Annotated in this window: 16 protein-coding genes; all 16 read left to right on the top strand. The window is 73.8% G+C overall.

Annotation, left to right across the window (positions count from 1 at the left end):
- The first annotated feature begins 35 nt into the window (after positions 1–35).
- Positions 36–872, top strand: a complete 837-nt coding sequence (locus SMD20_RS41110; RefSeq protein ID WP_329591618.1) for an ABC transporter ATP-binding protein — start codon at positions 36–38, stop codon at positions 870–872.
- Complete coding sequence (locus SMD20_RS41115; protein ID WP_329591620.1) at positions 869–2,236, top strand: MmgE/PrpD family protein; 1,368 nt, start codon at positions 869–871, stop codon at positions 2,234–2,236. The genes SMD20_RS41110 and SMD20_RS41115 overlap by 4 nt, the downstream gene beginning before the upstream one ends.
- A gap of 52 nt (positions 2,237–2,288) precedes the next feature.
- Positions 2,289–2,864 carry an ureidoglycolate lyase gene (locus tag SMD20_RS41120; RefSeq protein WP_329591622.1) on the top strand — a complete coding sequence of 192 codons (576 nt, stop codon included), beginning with the start codon at positions 2,289–2,291 and terminating at the stop codon, positions 2,862–2,864.
- On the top strand, positions 2,861–5,248 hold the full coding sequence (locus SMD20_RS41125; protein ID WP_329591624.1) for a xanthine dehydrogenase family protein molybdopterin-binding subunit: 2,388 nt from the start codon (positions 2,861–2,863) through the stop codon (positions 5,246–5,248). Before SMD20_RS41120 ends, SMD20_RS41125 begins: the two co-directional genes overlap by 4 nt.
- Positions 5,245–6,096 (top strand): FAD binding domain-containing protein, encoded by an 852-nt coding sequence (locus tag SMD20_RS41130; RefSeq protein WP_329591626.1) that lies wholly within the window; start codon positions 5,245–5,247, stop codon positions 6,094–6,096. Before SMD20_RS41125 ends, SMD20_RS41130 begins: the two co-directional genes overlap by 4 nt.
- A complete protein-coding gene (locus SMD20_RS41135; RefSeq protein WP_329591628.1) occupies positions 6,093–6,587 on the top strand; it encodes a (2Fe-2S)-binding protein in 495 nt (164 codons plus the stop codon). The genes SMD20_RS41130 and SMD20_RS41135 overlap by 4 nt, the downstream gene beginning before the upstream one ends.
- Entirely contained in the window at positions 6,584–7,021 is a 438-nt protein-coding gene (locus SMD20_RS41140) for a nuclear transport factor 2 family protein (protein ID WP_329591629.1), read from the top strand. Before SMD20_RS41135 ends, SMD20_RS41140 begins: the two co-directional genes overlap by 4 nt.
- A 48-nt stretch (positions 7,022–7,069) precedes the next feature.
- Positions 7,070–7,423, top strand: coding sequence for a hypothetical protein (locus SMD20_RS41145; protein ID WP_329591630.1), 354 nt, complete (start codon positions 7,070–7,072; stop codon positions 7,421–7,423).
- Positions 7,424–7,457: 34 nt separating this feature from the next.
- The gene (locus tag SMD20_RS41150; RefSeq protein ID WP_329591632.1) at positions 7,458–8,630 is read left to right on the top strand and encodes an MFS transporter; all 1,173 of its coding nucleotides are present in this window, start codon (positions 7,458–7,460) and stop codon (positions 8,628–8,630) included.
- Positions 8,627–10,249 (top strand): FAD-dependent oxidoreductase, encoded by a 1,623-nt coding sequence (locus tag SMD20_RS41155; RefSeq protein ID WP_329591634.1) that lies wholly within the window; start codon positions 8,627–8,629, stop codon positions 10,247–10,249. Before SMD20_RS41150 ends, SMD20_RS41155 begins: the two co-directional genes overlap by 4 nt.
- 107 nt (positions 10,250–10,356) lie before the next feature.
- Positions 10,357–11,553, top strand: a complete 1,197-nt coding sequence (locus SMD20_RS41160) for a CaiB/BaiF CoA transferase family protein (RefSeq protein ID WP_329591635.1) — start codon at positions 10,357–10,359, stop codon at positions 11,551–11,553.
- Between the two features lie 50 nt (positions 11,554–11,603).
- Positions 11,604–12,452: a cyclase family protein gene (locus SMD20_RS41165; protein WP_329591636.1), complete on the top strand. Its 849-nt coding sequence runs from the start codon at positions 11,604–11,606 to the stop codon at positions 12,450–12,452.
- Positions 12,445–13,881 carry an MmgE/PrpD family protein gene (locus SMD20_RS41170; RefSeq protein WP_329591638.1) on the top strand — a complete coding sequence of 479 codons (1,437 nt, stop codon included), beginning with the start codon at positions 12,445–12,447 and terminating at the stop codon, positions 13,879–13,881. Before SMD20_RS41165 ends, SMD20_RS41170 begins: the two co-directional genes overlap by 8 nt.
- 32 nt (positions 13,882–13,913) lie before the next feature.
- The gene (locus SMD20_RS41175) at positions 13,914–15,380 is read left to right on the top strand and encodes a dihydroorotase (protein WP_329591639.1); all 1,467 of its coding nucleotides are present in this window, start codon (positions 13,914–13,916) and stop codon (positions 15,378–15,380) included.
- A 54-nt stretch (positions 15,381–15,434) separates the two neighbouring features.
- Entirely contained in the window at positions 15,435–15,776 is a 342-nt protein-coding gene (locus tag SMD20_RS41180) for a hypothetical protein (RefSeq protein ID WP_329591641.1), read from the top strand.
- Positions 15,773–16,228, top strand: coding sequence for a MerR family transcriptional regulator (locus tag SMD20_RS41185; protein ID WP_329591643.1), 456 nt, complete (start codon positions 15,773–15,775; stop codon positions 16,226–16,228). Before SMD20_RS41180 ends, SMD20_RS41185 begins: the two co-directional genes overlap by 4 nt.
- The last annotated feature ends 266 nt before the right edge of the window (positions 16,229–16,494 follow it).

The following is a 16,494-nucleotide window of genomic DNA, read 5'->3' on the forward strand; positions in this document are numbered from 1 at the left end:
GCGCCCCTGCCAGCACCACCGAACGTGGAGAGACGATGAACCGACCCGCCGGCGCCACGCCACCACCGGAGCCCACGCCCGCCGGCGGCGCGGCGATCTCCATCAAGGGCGTCGGGAAGGAGTACACCACCGACGCCGGGCCGGTCCGCGCGCTGCTGCCGACCGACCTGGAGATCAAACCCCGGGAGTTCGTCGTCCTGCTGGGACCGTCGGGCTGCGGCAAGACGACCCTGCTGCGCATGCTGGGCGGTCTGATCACCCCGACCGAGGGCTCGATCACGATCGGGGACCGGCCGCTGTTCGCCGAGGGCGACAGCAGCCCCTCGCAGGAGGCGCTGGGCTCGCTCGGGTTCGTCTTCCAGCAGGCCACGCTCATGCCGTGGCGCAAGATCTGGAAGAACATCGCCCTGCCGCTCGAAGTCAAGCGGGTCAAGAAGCAGGAACGCCGCCGGCGGGCCGCCGAGCTCGCCGAGAGCGTCGGCCTGTCGGACTTCCTGGAGCACTACCCGCGCGCGCTGTCCGGCGGCATGCAGCAGCGCGTCGCCATCGCCAGGGCGCTGATCCACCGGCCGTCCATCCTGCTGATGGACGAGCCGTTCGGCGCGCTCGACGCGATGACGCGCGACCAGATGAACGCCATGCTCCAGCAGCTCTGGATGGACACCGGCAAGACGGTCGTCCTGGTCACGCACTCGATCTCCGAGGCGGTCTTCCTCGCCGACCGGGTCGTGCTGCTCTCGCAGCGCCCCGGCCGCATCCAGGACATCGTGGACATCGACTTCGAGCGTCCCCGTGGCCTGGACATCTCCAAGGACCCCCGCTTCGGCCAGATCGTGCAGCGCCTGCGGGCCCAGCTCGGCGAGGTGTCATGAGCGACCCGACCGGCGCGACCGCGGCCCTCGCCGGGTTCGCGGCCGGCCTGCGCCACGACGACCTGCCCGAGGAGGTCGTGGCCAAGGCGCAGGTCCTGCTGCTGGACTTCTTCGGGGTCGCGCTCGCGGGCAGCCGGGTGCCGGAGGTCGCGGCCATCACCGGCCTGGTCCGGGCGCGCGGCGGACGGCCGGAGGCGACCGTGCTCGGCACGGACCTCGTCACCTCCGTGCCCGACGCCGCCTACCTCAACGGGTGCGCCTCCGACGTGCTGGAGCACCAGGACGGCTACCGGTTCGGCGGGTTCCACCCGTCGCACGCGCTGCCGGCGCTGCTCGCGGTGGCCGAGTCCACCGGCGCGAGCCTGCGCGACCTGGTCGTGGCGACGGTGGCCGCGTACGAGGTGGCCGACAGGATCGGCCGGGTCCTGCACCCGGGCGCCACGGCCAAGGGCTGGTTCCCGGTCGCGGCCGGCTACGGCGCGGCGGCCGGCTGCGCCAAGCTCCTCGGGCTGGACGCGGCGGGCATCGCCTCGGCGATGGGCGCGGCGGGCTACTTCGTGCCCGCCGTGATGATCGAGCAGATCTTCACCGGGCACACCGTCAAGCCCGCCTTCGCCGGCCAGCTCGCCAGGGCCGGCGTGGAGGGCGCGCTGCACGCGCACGCCGGGCTGAGCGGCTGGCCGCAGGTGCTGGAACATCCGAAGGGCATGATCGCGCTGTTCGGCGGCGCGGCCGGCGACCCGCGGCTGACCGACGGGCTCGGCACCGAGTGGACCATCCTGGAGGTGCACCAGAAGCGCTTCGCCGGCTGCCGTCACACCCACGGCGCCGCCCAGGCGTGCGTGGACCTCGCCACCGGGCACGACCTGGACCCGGCCGAGGTCGCCGACATCGACGTGGAGACGTACGACGTGGCGCGGATCCTGGTCGAGCGCTCGGTGACGCCGGCCCGGTCGGCGATCCCCTGCACGCTCAGCCTGCCGTACGTCGCCGCGGTCGCCGTCGTGGACCGCGACGTCTCCGGCGCCCAGTACGCGCCCGGCAAGCTGGCCGATCCGCTGGTGCACCAGGTGGCGTCCCGGGTGCGGATCCGGGTGTCCGACGAGATGAACGCCCTCTACCCCGAGTTCACCGCCACCCGGGTGACCATCACCACCCGCGCGGGCGAGCGGTACGAGAGCTTCGTCGACCTGCCGGCCGGCGACCGGCGCGCCCCGCTGAGCAGGGAGGAACTGCTCGGCAAGTTCCGCGGGTACGCGCGCCCCGTGACCGGCGAACCGACCGCGGACCGGGTGGCCGAGCTGGTGCTCGCGCCGCCGGGCGGCTCCGCCGTACGGGAGCTGACCGCACTGTTGACGGCCTGACCGGCCGTACCGACCCCCGCGAGACCCCGCCGCAACACAGGGAGAGGAAACCTTGCTCAGTCCTGACAGTCCCCAGCACGTCATCACGCCCGAGGAGTTCACCGCCGAGGCGTTCGCCCCCTACGGCGAGGTGATGTCGCTGGAGGCCACCCCCAAGCTGCCGATCGACTTCTACTCGGGCGCGAACGCCGTGCACGGGCCGGTCCGGCTCGACTCCGACACCCCGCCGGAGTTCCTGGTGTTCCGGGTCGGGCTGCGCGGCGACAACCTGCGCTACCTGGAGCGGCACGTCGAGATGACCCAGACGATGATCCCGCTGGGCGGCCGGCCGTACGTCGCCGTGGTGGCGCCGCCGGAGGTGCCGCTGGACAACGGCTTCCCGGTTCTCGACGAGATCAAGGCGTTCGTCATCCCCGGCGACGTGTCCATCAACCTCTACCGGGGCACCTGGCACGAGCCGCCGTTCCCGTCGGTCGACGGGCAGCTCTTCCTCATCACCAGCCACGAGCGGCTGACCCGGGGACTGCAGTGCAAGACGGACGAGAACGGCGAGCTCGACCAGTTCGACGTGGAGAAGCGCAGCCCGTTCCACCGCACCGGCCAGCGCGTGCGAGTCCGGCTGCCATGACCGTGACGACCAGCGGCGCGAGCGGCGCGCGGGCCATCGGCTCCCGGGTGCGCAAGGCCGACGGGCCGGCCCTGCTGACCGGGCGCGGCCGGTTCCTCGACGACCACACCCTGCCAGGGACCCGGCACGCCGTGGTGGTGCGCAGCGAGGTGGCGCACGCCAGGATCGTGGACATCGACGTGCGGGCCGCCGCGGCGAGCCCCGGCGTGGTGCTCGTGCTCACCGGCGCGCAGGCCGCCGCGCACGCGGGGCCGATCCCGCACTTCATCGACCCGGCCGCGCGCGGCGGCCGGTACGCCGAGGCGCGCTGCCTGGCCGTCGGCAAGGTCGTCCACGCCGGTCAGCCGGTCGCCGCCGTGGTCGCGGACACGCGGCGCGCGGCCGAGGCCGCCGCGGCGCTGGTCCGGGTGGAGTACGAGCGGCTGCCGCACGTCCTCGACGCCGACGAGTCGCTGGAGCCGGACGCCCCCCGCCTGTACGAGGAGTGGCCGGACAACGTCATCCTGCACAACCACTACGGCACCGGCGACGTGGACGCCGCGCTGGCCGAGGCCGACCTGGTCGTCTCCGACACGATCAGGATCGCCCGCACCACGACGGCCCCGATCGAGCCCCGCGGCTACCTTGCCTCCTGGGACGACCTGGACGGCACGCTGACGGTGTACGGGTCGCTGCAGAACCCGCACCAGCTCCGCTGGATGCTGGCCCGGAGCCTCGGCCTGGACGAGACGGCGATCCGCGTGGTCACCGCGCGGGTCGGCGGCAGCTTCGGGCTGAAGATGCAGGGCCACCCTGAGGAGACCCTGGTCTGCCTGCTCAGCAAGCTGACCGGCGCCCCGGTGAAGTGGATCGAGGACCGCCGCGAGTGCTTCATGGCAGGGGCCCGCGAGCAGGTGCACCGGTTCACGATCGGCGCCATGCGCGACGGCAGGATCGTGGCCGTCCGCGACCGCATCGTGGCCGACCTGGGCGCGGTGTCGGCGCAGGCCGGCTGGGCGATGCCGAACATGTCGGCCACGACGCTCGCCTCCGGCTACACCGTGCCCAACGTCCAGGCCGAGCTGCACGTCGTGGTGACCAACAAGCCGCCGCTGAACGCCGCCCGCGGCTTCGGCAAGGACTCGGCGCACTTCGTCATGGAGCGGATGGTCGACCTGGTGGCCCGCGGCCTCGGCGTCGATCCGGCGGAGGTGCGGCGCAGGAACTTCATCCCGCCGGACCGCTTCCCGTACCGGACGGCGACCGGGCTGAACATCGACAGCGGCGACTACCCGGGGCTGCTGGACAAGGCGCTGCGGGCGCTCGACTACGACGCGCTGCGCGCGCGGCAGGCCGAGCTCCGCGCGGCCGGCCGGTACCTCGGCATCGGGCTGGCCTTCGAGCTGACCCCCGAGTCGGCGGACGGGCCAGGCTCGTTCGTCTCGGGGTTCGACGTCACGACGGTGCGGATGACCATGACCGGCGGCGTGACCGTCTACACCGGCGTCACCACGCCGGGCGGCGGCAACGACACCGGGATCGCGCAGATCGTCTCCGACGAGCTGGGCGTGCCGCTGAGCTGGATCACCGTGGTCCAGGGCGACACCGAGCGGTGCCCGAGCGGGTTCGGCAACTTCAGCGGGCGCAGCATGGTGGTCGGCGGCGGGTCGGCGGCGCTGGCCGCCCGCGATGTGCGCGCCAAGCTGGCCACGGTCGGCGCGCGCCTGCTCGGCGTGCCGGTGAACGAGGTGGAGGTCACGGACGGGCAGGTCAGGGCGGGCGATGGCCGGGCCGTGCCGGTGCCGGACGTGGCCGCCGCCGTGATGACGCGGGCGTTCGCCGTCGCGGACGACGTCGAACCGGTGCTGGAGTCAACCCGCGCCTACAAGCCGGGCAACATCGACCACGTCCCGGACGAGCGGGGCCGGATCCAGCCATACCCGACGTACTCCAACTGCCTGCACGCCGCCGTGGTCGAGGTGGACCCGGAGACCGGGGTGACGAAGCTCGTGGACTTCGTGATGGCGCACGACTGCGGCACCATCATCAACCCGGCGCTGGTGGAGGGGCAGGCCCGCGGGGCGATCGTGATGGGGCTCGGCGCGGCGCTGTCGGAGCGGCTCACGTACGACGCCGACGGCCGGCTCACCAGCGACCGGTTCAAGACCTACCTGATGCCCCGGGCGGGCGACCTTCCCGAGATCCGCCTGGAGCACCAGGTGACCCCCAGTCCCTTCACCATGTACGGCAACAAGGGCGCGGGCGAGGCGGGCGTGGGCGGCGCGCAGGCCGCCGTGGCCAACGCCGTCGAGGACGCGCTCGCGCCCTTCGGCGTCACGGTGCGCGAGGTGCCGTTGTCCCCGCCGGCCGTGCTGGCCCTGATCGACGAGGCGCGCACCCGATGATCACGAACGACTTCGCCTACCACGCCCCCACGGACCTGGACGGGGTCGTCGCGGCCCTGTCCGCGGCGTCCGGCGCGGCCGTGGTGCTCGGTGGGGGCACGATGCTCGTGCCCGACATGACGCACGGCAAGACCGTCGCCGACGTGGTCGTGGACCTGTCGCGGGCCGGGCTGTCCGGCATCACGTCCGAGGGCGGCGCGGTGGTGGTCGGCGCGACGACCACGTACGCGCGGCTCCTGTCCGACCCGCGCGCCGGGACCCTGGCGCCGCTGCTGCGCCGGGTGGCGGACGGCGTGACCGGCGGCCCGCAGATCCGCAACAAGGGCACGATCGGCGGCTCGGCCTGCTACGCCAACCCGTCGTCCGAGGTGCCGGCCGCGCTGGTCGCCCTGGACGCGCGGCTGCGGCTGGCGTCGGCCGGAGGCGTCCGCGAGGTCGCCGCCGCCGACTTCTTCACGGGCGCCTTCGCGACCGCCCGCCGCCCCGACGAGGTGCTGGCGGCGGTCACGCTGCCGGCGCCGACCGGCGTCCGTCCCGGCTACACGAAGCTGAAGCTCGCCGAGAGCAGCTGGCCCATCGCCACCGCCGCCTGCGTGCCCGGCCAGGACGGCGGGCTGCGCGTGGCGGTCGGCGCGGTGGCCGCGACGCCGCTGCTCGTCACGCTCGACCCGCCCGGGGCCGGGGTCGCCGACCCCGCCTGGCGGGCGCACGTTCGCGAGGTGGTCGGCGCGGCGCTCGACGAGCCGTGGAGCGACGTGCTCGCCGACGGCGAGTACCGCAGGCGCGTCGCCCCCGTGGTGGCGGCGCGGGCCGTCGCCGACGCGCTGGAAGCCGAAGGAGAGTCGTGAACAGGATCCGCCTGACCGTCAACGGCAGGGAACGCGAGATCGAGGTCGAGGCGTGCAAGCTCCTGGTGCACGCGGTCCGGGAGGACCTGGGCCTGACCGGCACCCACGTGGGCTGCCTGACCGGCGACTGCGGCGCGTGCACGGTCCTGGTGGACGGCGCGTCGGTCAAGTCCTGCTCGGTGCTGGCCGTCCAGGCCGACGGCGCCGAGATCACCACCATCGAGGGGGTGGCGGGCGACGACGGCCTGCACCCCGTCCAGCAGGCGTTCTGGGACGAGTTCGGCTTCCAGTGCGGCTACTGCCTGCCGGGCATGCTGCTGACGGCGCGTGAACTGCTCGACCGGACGCCCGACCCCGGCGACGACGCCATCGTCCAGGCCATCAACGGCAACCTGTGCCGCTGCACCGGATACGGCAGCATCGTGCGCGCCATCCGCTGCGCGGCCACCCGGATGGCCGCCTCCGGCGAGCGCGCCGAGGAGGCGTCATGACCGCCGAGGCGGAGGCCGTCGCGGTGGTCGAGGACTTCCTCGCCGCCCTCGGCAGGGGCGACCGCGGCGCCGCGGCCCGCCGCCTCGCCGACGGCGCGGTCATGATCTTCCCGGGCGGCCGGCGCTACACCACGCTGGACGCGCTCGCGGCGGCCTCCGCCGTCCGCTACCGGCACGTCGACAAGCACCGCGAGGAGTACGAGGCGCTCACCGACGGGACCGGCGACGTGATCGTCTGGTCCATGGGGACGCTGTTCGGCGAGAACAACGCCGGCGTCCGCTACGACGGCGTCCGCTACGTCGACCGCTTCCGCCTGCGCGACGGCCTGATCGTCGAGCAGCGCGTCTGGAACGACCTGGCGCAGAGCGGCGTGCTCGACGCCCGCGCCGAGACCGAGATCGAGCCCCAGTGGCGTCCCCGGACCCCTGGCTGACCCCCAGTCCACCCCCTGTACGCGAGACCCCCATCAAGGAGACCTCCCATGGCCCGCAAGCTCGTGCTGCTCACCTACAACCTCAAGCCCGGCACCGACCTGGCGGAATACGAGGAATTCACCCGTAACATCGACTACCGGGCCTTCCGCCAGAACCCCCGGATCCAGGACTACGCGAACTTCGTGATCAGCCGCAACGTCCGGGGCGAGGAGTGGTTCAAGCACTTCGACCTGATGTTCGTCGACGACCACGACGCCTACCACGCCGACGGCAAGCTGCACTACGGCGACCCCGTCATCCTGAACCACGCCGCCGAGTGGCGCGAGCGCTGGGCGAAGGACGACGCGAGCGGCTGGCGCGGCCAGGTCAACATCTCCTACGCCGACGAGATCTGGGGCTAGAGACCCTTCACGAGCGGTCGGTAGGGACCTCGCAGTGGTGACCGGAACCGGCGGCGAGACGGGACCGGCGCGGCGCGCGGTCACGCTGGCCGTCCTGCTCGGCATGACGTACATGTATCCCGCTTACCTGGCGGGGACGCTCGGCGTCGCGATCCGGCTCGACCTGGGCCTGGACAGCGCGGCGCTGGGCCTGACCATCAGCGTGTTCTACGCGGTCAGCGCGCTCTCCATGTCGTTCGGCGGCCGTGTCGCCGACCGGATGGGGGCGCGCCGCGCCCTGCGCCTCGCGGCCGGGGTGACCGGCGCCTCCCTCGTCGGGGTCGCGGTGTCCGGCGGCTCCTGGGCGGGGCTGCTGGTGTCGCTGGCGGTGGGCGGCGTCGGCTCGGGCCTCGGCGGGCCGATCGGCGCGCTGCTGATCGTCCGCAACGTGCGCCTGAGCCGGCGGCCCATGGCGTTCGGCATCGAGCGCGCCTCGCTGCCGGCGTCCACGCTGCTGGCCAGCCTCGCGCTGCCGCTGCTCGCCACGATCATGCACTGGCGGCTGGTGTTCCTCGTCGGGACGGTGGCCGTGCTCGTGCTCATGGCGCTGCGCGTCCCCGACGCGCCGCCCCTGGAGAGGGCGGGCGGCGCGGCGCGACCGCGGGCGGCGCTGACGCCGCTGGGGCCGCTGCTGATGATCACCGTGGCGTTCTTCCTGTGCGCGGCGGCGGCCAACGCGCTCAGCGGCTTCTTCGTGGACTACGGCGTCACGGCCGGGCTCAGCCAGAGCGCGGCGGGGACGGCGCTGGCCGTGGGCAGCGCGGTGATCATCGCCGTCCGGCTCGGGCTGGGCCTGGGCCGGGGGCGCAGGCACGGCAGGCTGACCGTCGCGGCGCTGATGGCGGTGGGCGCCTGCGGCTTCCTGCTGCTCGCCTCCGGCGACCGCGTGCTGGGCCTGATCGGCATGCTCATCGCCGGCGGCGCCGGCTGGGGCTGGACCGGGGTGATCGCCCTGGTCATCGCCGAGGCCTATCCCGAGGGTCCCGGCGCGGCGTCGGGGCTGGTGCAGGCCGGCGGCTCGGCCGGAGGCATCGTGGGGCCGCTCGCCGTCGGCGCCGCGGCGCAGTACTCCTCCTACTCCCTCGGCTGGGGGCTGGCGGCGGTGTTCGTCGCGCTCGCCTCCGTCCTGGTCTTCGTCAATCGTGCGGCATGGAAGGAAACCCGTTGAACGCGAGAGGCGCCTTCACCACCTCGGCGGAACCGCCCGCGGCCTGCGACGTGCTCGTCCTCGGCAGCGGCGCGGCGGGCCTGGTCGCCGCCTGCCGGGCCGCCGACGCGGGCCACCACGTGGTGCTCGTCGAGCGGGCCCGGTCGCTGGGCGGCTCGACGGCCGTCTCCGGCGGCGTGATCTGGGTGCCGGGCAACCACCTGATGGCGGCGGCCGGGTTCCCCGACACGCGGGAGGACGCCGTGGCGTACCTGACCGCGGTGACGCGGGGGGCGGTGCCGTACGAGCGGATCGACTGGTTCCTGCGCACCGCACCCGAGGCCGTGCGGTACCTGTGCGAGGAGACCGAGGTGGGGCTGGCCGCGCTGGGCCGGCCCGACTACCGGGCGGACGCGCCGGGGGCGGTGGCGGGCGGGCGCGCGCTGGACAACCTGCCGTTCGAGGCGAGGGCCAGGCCCGGCCTGGACGAGGTGCTGAGGACGCCGACGTACCTGCCGTCGATCACCATGGTCGAGCGGGAGCACGGGCGCGGCCTGGACCTCGACGCGCTCTCCAGGGAGCGTTCCGCCCAGGGGGTCAGGACCATGGGCGGCGCGCTCGCAGGAGCGCTCGCCGCCTCCGCGCACGACCGCGGGGTCACCTTCGTCACCGGAGCCAGGGCGACCGCCATGGACCGCGCCGGCCAGGCGTGGGAGGTCACCGTGCGGGCCGATGGCGGCGTGCGGCGGATCCTGGCACGGCGCGCGGTCGTGCTGGCGAGCGGCGGCTTCGAGTGGAACGCCGAGTTGCAGCGGGCCTTCCTGCCCGCCCCGGTGGTGCCGATCGGCGCGCCGGGCAACGTCGGCGACGGCCTGCTCATGGCGCTGCGCGCGGGCGCGGCGGTCCGGGACATGACCGCCTCGTGGGGCGTCCCCGCGTTCCAGGACCCGGACGCCCGCTACGACGGGCAGCCCACCGGCAGGCTCGCGAACGTCGAGCTCACCCGTCCGGGGTCGCTGATGGTGAACGCCGCCGGTCGCCGGTTCGTCAACGAGGCGCAGTGCTACCACGACCTGACCAAGGTGTTCAGGGAGGTGGACCCGGCGACCGGCGCGCCCCGGCACGTGCCCGCCTGGCTCGTCCACGACAGCGCCTACGGCGAACGCTACCCCGTCGCGGGAGCGCCACCGGGGACGACGCCCGCGTGGGCGGTGACCAGGCCCACGCTGCGGGAGCTGGCCGACACCTGCGGGATCGACGCGGGCGGCCTGGCCGCGACGGTGGAGCGGTTCAACGCCGACGCGGCCGAGGGCGCCGACCGGCTGTTCGCGCGGGGCTCGTCCGTGGCGGACCGCCACCTGGGCGACCCCTCAGTGGGGCCGAACCCGTGCCTGGCGCCGATCGGCCGGCCGCCGTTCACAGCGGTGCCCGTGCACGCGGCGACCCTCGGCACGTGCGGGGGAGTGGCGACCGACCACGACGGCCGGGTGCTGTCCACCTCCGGCGAACCGGTGGCGGGCCTGTTCGCGGCGGGCAACGTCGCCGCGACGCCCTTCGGCGACTGCTACCCCGGCGGCGGGACGTCGCTGGCGGCGGCGGTGGTGCGGGCCTACGCCATCGGGCCGGCGCTCACCGGTTGAGCGCCGCGCCGCGCCCTCCAGGCGACGCAAGGGGCGTTGACCTGGGAAAAGCAATGAACTAACCTCTGAGCGGACCAGCGTTCGCTATAGCGGAACATGGAGCTAAGGTGGAAGACGGGCCTCTGACAGGACTGAGGGTGCTGGACGCGTCCACCATCCTCGCCGGCCCCCTGTGCTGCCAGATCCTCGGCGACCAGGGCGCCGAGGTCATCAAGATCGAGCACCCGGTCAACGGTGACGGCATGCGAGGGCACGGACCGTCCAAGGACGGGGTGCCCCTGTGGTGGAAGGAGATCTCCCGCAACAAGCGGGCGCTCGGGCTGAGCCTGTCGGCTCCCGAGGGCGCGGACATCCTCCTGCGGCTGGCCGCGACGGCCGACGTGCTGGTGGAGAACTTCCGGCCCGGCACGCTCGAACGCTGGGGCCTCGGACCTGAGGCGCTGCACGCGGTCAACCCCCGGCTGGTCATCGTCCGCGTCACCGGCTTCGGCCAGCAGGGCCCGTACGCGGCCCGCGCCGGCTTCGGCACGCTCGCCGAGGCCATGAGCGGGTTCGCCCACCTCACCGGCGAGGCCGGCGGCCCGCCGACGCTGCCGGCGTTCGGCCTGGCCGACAGCATCTGCGGCATCGCCGCGTCGTCGGCGACGATGATGGCGCTGTGGGCCCGCGAGCGGACCGGGCGGGGCGAGGTCGTCGACCTGAGCCTCATCGAGCCCATCATGGCCGCCGTCGGCCCCGGGCCCACCGTGTACGACCAGCTCGGCGTCGTCGGGGAGCGGCAGGGCAACCGGTCGTCCAACAACGCGCCGCGCAACACGTACCTGTGCAAGGACGGCGGCTGGGTCGCGGTCTCGACCAGCGCCCAGCGCATCGCCGAGCGCGTCCTGACGCTGGTGGGCCACCCCGAGGTCATCGACGAGCCGTGGTTCGCCTCCGGCCGCGAGCGGGCGCGGCACGCCGACCTGCTCGACTCCTACGTGGGATCGTGGATCGCCGAGCGCACCCGCGCCGAGGTGATGGCGGAGTTCGAGCGGGTGGGCGCGGCCGTCGCGCCCGTCTACACCGCCCGCGACCTCGCCGAGGACCCGCACGTACAGGCCACCGGGATGCTCACCCACGTCGAGGACGACGACCTCGGCCCCGTGCTCATGCACAACGTGATGTGGCGGATGACCGGCGCCCCCGGCCGCATCCGCTTCACCGGGCGGCGCCTCGGCGCCGACACCGACGCGATCCTCCAGGACGAGCTCGGCCTCGACGCCGGGACGGTCGAGGATCTGCGCACAAGGCGGGTGATCGCATGACAGGCGCCGGCATCACCGGCATTCGGACCAGCGACGAAAGACGAGAAGCGTTGAGCCCAGAAGACTCCACCAGCGCCACCACGACCGGCCTGCTGCTGCGGGCGGTCCACGACGGGATCCGGATCTACGATCTGGGCCGGCCCCTCACCATCGGGATGCCCCAGTCGCCCAACCACCCGGCGTTCTGGCACGCGCTGCCCCGCCGGCACGGCGACATGGTGCGGGCCGACGGCGGCTCGGCCGCCAACGACGTCATCACGATGGGCACCCACGTCGGCACCCACATCGACGCCTTCTCCCACGTGTCGCAGGACGGCCGGCTGCTCGACGGGTCCGACGCCGTGGAGGCGAGCCGGGGCGGCAGGTTCGCCGCGCTCGGGGCCCACACCATCGCCCCGATGCTCCGCCGGGGCGTGCTGCTCGACGTCCCGGCCGCGCTCGGCACGCCAGAGGGCTGCGCCCCCGGCTACGAGATCACCCCCGAGGACCTGGAGGCGACCGCCGAGCGGCAGGGCACGCCCATCCGGCGCGGCGACGTGGTGCTCGTCCGCAGCGGCTGGGGACGCCTGTTCGGCGACCGCGACGCCTACACCGGCCTCGCCTCCGGCGTGCCCGGCGTCGGCGAGGCCGGGGCGACCTGGCTGGCCGACCACCGGCCGCACGCCGTCGGCGCCGACACCATCGCCTTCGAACGGCTCAAGCCGGGCGGCGGCCACAGCCTCCTGCCCGCCCACCGGGTCCTGCTCGTCGAGCGGGGCGTCTACATCATCGAGACGATGGTGCTCGACGAACTGGCCGCCGACGGCGTGCACGAGTTCGCGTTCGTGCTCTCCCCGCTGCCGATCTTCGGCGCGACCGGCTCGCCCGTGCGCCCGCTGGCGGTGGTCGGCCATGGCTGAGACCCCCGCCCTCGCGATCGAGGTGTCCCGGTTCGCGGCAGGGACGCTGACCGGGCCGCTGCCCGACGACGTGACCGACAGCGTGCGCCGCAGGATCCTCGACGTGCTGGGGCTCTGCGTCGCCGCCTACCGGCTGCCGACCAGCGCCGCCGCCACCGCGTACGTGGCCGACCAGGGCGGCGCGCCGCAGGCCAGTGCCGTCGGGGTGCCCGGCCGTCTGCCCGCCCCGCAGGCCGCCTTCGCCAACGGCGTGCTCGCCCACTCGCTCGACTACGACGACACCCACCTGCCGTCGGTGCTGCACCCGAGCGCGGCGGTCGTGCCGGCCGCGCTCGCCGCCGCCGAGGCGTCCGGAGCCTCAGGGGCCGACACGGTCGCCGCCGTGGCCGCCGGGCTGGAGGTCGCCGTACGGCTCGGCATGGCCGGCTACGACAGCGAGCTCGGCAACTCCGTCTTCTTCGAGCACGGCCAGCACGCCACCTCCATCTGCGGCGCGATGGGCGGCGCGGTGGCGGCGGCCCTGCTCATGGGGCTCGGCGCGGAAGGCGTCGGGCACGCCCTGGGGATCACCGCGTCCTTCGCCTCCGGCATCATCGAGGCCAACCGCACCGGCGGCACGGTCAAGCGGCTGCACTGCGGCTGGGCCGCGCAGTCGGCCGTCACCGCCGCCGAGCTCACCCGGCGCGGCTTCACCGGCCCGCCCACCGTCCTGGAGGGCCGCTTCGGCTTCTTCGAGGCGTTCCTGCGCGGCGCGAGCGACCTCGGCCAGGTGCTCGACGGGCTGGGCGAGAAGTGGGCGGTCCCCGGGATCTTCTTCAAGCCCTACCCGGCCAACCACTTCACCCATACGGCCATCGACGCTGGCATCGCGCTGCGCGAGCGGGGCCTCCCGCTCGACCGGATCGAGCACATCGAGCTGCGCGTGCCGTCGGCGGTGATCCGCACCATCGGCCAGCCGCTCGACCAGAAGCGGGCCCCGGAGACGGGCTACCAGGCGCAGTTCAGCGGTCCCTACGCGGTGGTCGCCGGGCTCGTCGGCGGGTCCGGGCTCGGCGTGGGCCTCGACGACTTCACCGACGCGCTGGCCCGCGACCCGGCCCGCCGGGCGTTGATGGCCCTGGTCGACGTCGTCCCCGACGAGCGCTGCGACGCCATCTTCCCCCACCAGTTCCCCGCCGTGGTCCGGGTGCGCACCGACGACGGCCGCGAGTGGACCGAAGAGGCGCTGGCCAACCGGGGCGGCCCCGCCCGGCCGCTGTCCGACGCCGAGCTCGCCCGCAAGTTCCGCGAGAACGTGGCCGGCCGGCTGCCCGAGGAGTCCGCCGCGACCGTGCGCGACCTCGTCATGCGGCTCGACCGCCTCACCGGCGTGGCGGAGGTCATGCGCCCGCTCACCCGGCTGACCGAGACCCCGCCTTCCGCCCTCTGAGCCCCCTTCCAGCCCCCAAAAGGAGAACCCCCGTGGCATCGTACGACGTGATCGTCACCAACGTCAGGGTCGTCCGGCACGACCGGCCCGAGCCGGAGACCGCCGACCTCGGCATCCTCGACGGCCGGATCGCCGCCGTGCGGCCGGGCCTCGACCCGGCCGAGGCGCGCACCGTGGTGGACGGCGGCGGCAAGCTGGCCTTCCCCGGCGCGGTGGACGCCCACCAGCACTGGGGCATCTACAACCCGCTGGCCGTCGACACCGAGACCGAGAGCCGGGCCTGCGCCCAGGGCGGCGTCACCTCCGCCCTCACCTACATGCGCACCGGCCAGTACTACCTCAACAAGGGTGGCCCGTACGCGGAGGTCTTCCCCGAGGTCCTGGCCGCCTCCCAGGACCGCTCGTACGTCGACTACGCCTTCCACCTCGCGCCCATGCAGCGCGGGCACATCGACGAGATCCCCTCCCTGGTGAGCGAGCACGGGGTGACGTCGTTCAAGGTGTTCATGTTCTACGGCAGCCACGGCCTGCACGGGCGCTCCGCCGACCAGAACTCCTTCCTCATGATCCCCGAGGGCGAGCGGTACGACTACGCGCACTTCGAGTTCGTCATGCGCGGCATCCAGGCGGCCCGCGAGCAGTTCCCCGACCTGGCCGACGAGATCTCGCTGTCCCTGCACTGCGAGACGGCCGAGATCATGAGCGCGTACACGAAGATGGTGGAGGAGGAGGGCACGCTCACCGGCCTCGCCGCCTACAGCGCCTCCCGGCCCCCGCACTCCGAGGGCCTCGCCGTCAGCATCGCCTCCTACCTCGCGCACGAGACCGGGCTGCCCACGATCAACCTGCTGCACCTGTCGTCGGCCAAGGCGATGGACGCGGCGCTGCGGATGGCCGAGGCGTTCCCGCACATCGACTTCCGCCGCGAGGTGACCATCGGCCACCTGCTCGCCGACATCACCACGGCGAGCGGAATCGGCGGCAAGGTCAACCCGCCGCTGCGCCCGCGCGAGGACGTCGAGGCGCTGTGGGGCCACCTGCTCGACGGCAAGGTCGACTGGGTGGTCAGCGACCACGCCTGCTGCCGCGACGAGCAGAAGTTCGGCGACCCGCGCGACGACGTCTTCCTGGCCAAGTCGGGGTTCGGCGGCGCCGAGTACCTGCTGCCCGGCCTGATCAGCGAGGGCTCCCGGCGCGGGCTGTCCTACGGCGACGTGGCCCGGCTGCTCTCCTGGAACCCGGCGCAGCGGTTCGGCCTCCGCACCAAGGGCGCGATCGCCGAGGGCCTCGACGCCGACATCGTCCTCGTCGACCCGGACACGTCCTGGACCGTGCGGGCGGCCGACTCCGAGTCCACCCAGGAGTACACACCGTTCGAGGGCTTCGAGCTGACCGCGAAGGTGACCGACACCTTCCTGCGCGGCCGGCGGGTGCTGGAGGACGGCAAGGTCGTGGGCGACCCCGCGGGCCGCTACCTGGCCAGGCCGGTCACCGCCTGACACCGCCGCGAGGGGCTTGCATCCGGTACCCAGGTACAGGCTTAACGTCAGGACATGACGGAAAATCTCGCCCCTGATGAGGTGTGGGCTCCCTCCGCGTGCACGCTGCCCACGGTCGAGCGGCCGCTGCGGGTGGCCGAGTTCGACGCGCTGTTCGCCGAGACCGTCCGGGCGGTGCGACGTCCCGGGCGGGAGCGGCTGCGGCTGGAGCTCGCCCCCAGCCCGGACAACGCCGCCAGGGCCGCCGAGCTGGCGGCGCGGGAGAACGGCTGCTGCTCCTTCTTCACCTTCGTCCTCACCGTCGCCGACGGCGGTCTCGCGCTGGAGGTGGTGGTGCCGCCGGAGCACGTCGAGGTGCTGGACGCGCTGGCCGAGCGCGCGGGGAGTCCGGCGTGAGGCAGGACCCCGACGGCCCGTACCTGCGCAGCGGGCAGGTCGCCGAGCGGGCCGGGGTCAACCCGCAGACCCTGCGTTACTACGAACGCCGGGGGCTGATCGCCGAACCGGCCCGCGGCCCTGGCGGGCACCGCGCCTACCCGCCGGACACGGTCACCCTGCTGACCGTGATCAAGGCGGCCCAGCGGCTCGGCTTCACCCTGGACGAGGTGGCCGAGCTGCTCGACACCGGCCGGCGCGGCCATCCCACCTCTGACCTGCGTGCCCGCGCCCAGGCCAAGATCGCCGAGGTGGACGCGAAGATCGTCGATCTGACCACGATCCGGACGGCGCTGGGTCAGGTGGTGAGCGCCGGCTGCGACAGCCTGACGCACTGCACCTGCCCCGACTGCCCGCTGCCCTTCGCCGACCTGGCCCGGGGCCCCGCCCCCGAGGAGAGCCGGCCGACGTGAGCGCTCACCACCACCTTCCTGTACGCCGAGCCGTCCCACGCCGACGCCTTCGTGAAGGAGGCCGTCACCGCCGGAGTGGAGCACATCGTGCTGCTCTCGTCCTCCGCCGTGCTCGCCCCGGACCCGCTGGCCAAATCCCACGCGGACGTCGTTCGCCACCTGGGCGCGCGAGCACGTGGCCGCCTTCATGCCCTGACTTCACCGTTGACGGTGCCTCCGCGCTCCTGTGTGATCTACTCTGATCAACTGTCGCAGAGGGCACGACG

Origin of the sequence: Nonomuraea sp. LP-02, assembly GCF_036289125.1 — a bacterium.
Lineage (GTDB): Bacteria > Actinomycetota > Actinomycetes > Streptosporangiales > Streptosporangiaceae > Nonomuraea > Nonomuraea bangladeshensis.

Bases quoted from the DNA above. Each gene is read 5' to 3' on its own strand.
- SMD20_RS41110 (WP_329591618.1), top strand. From the start codon at position 36: ATGAACCGACCCGCCGGCGCCACGCCACCACCGGAGCCCACGCCCGCC.
- SMD20_RS41115 (WP_329591620.1), top strand. From the start codon at position 869: ATGAGCGACCCGACCGGCGCGACCGCGGCCCTCGCCGGGTTCGCGGCC.
- SMD20_RS41125 (WP_329591624.1), top strand. From the start codon at position 2,861: ATGACCGTGACGACCAGCGGCGCGAGCGGCGCGCGGGCCATCGGCTCC.
- SMD20_RS41130 (WP_329591626.1), top strand. From the start codon at position 5,245: ATGATCACGAACGACTTCGCCTACCACGCCCCCACGGACCTGGACGGG.
- SMD20_RS41140 (WP_329591629.1), top strand. From the start codon at position 6,584: ATGACCGCCGAGGCGGAGGCCGTCGCGGTGGTCGAGGACTTCCTCGCC.
- SMD20_RS41145 (WP_329591630.1), top strand. From the start codon at position 7,070: ATGGCCCGCAAGCTCGTGCTGCTCACCTACAACCTCAAGCCCGGCACC.
- SMD20_RS41170 (WP_329591638.1), top strand. From the start codon at position 12,445: ATGGCTGAGACCCCCGCCCTCGCGATCGAGGTGTCCCGGTTCGCGGCA.
- SMD20_RS41180 (WP_329591641.1), top strand. From the start codon at position 15,435: ATGACGGAAAATCTCGCCCCTGATGAGGTGTGGGCTCCCTCCGCGTGC.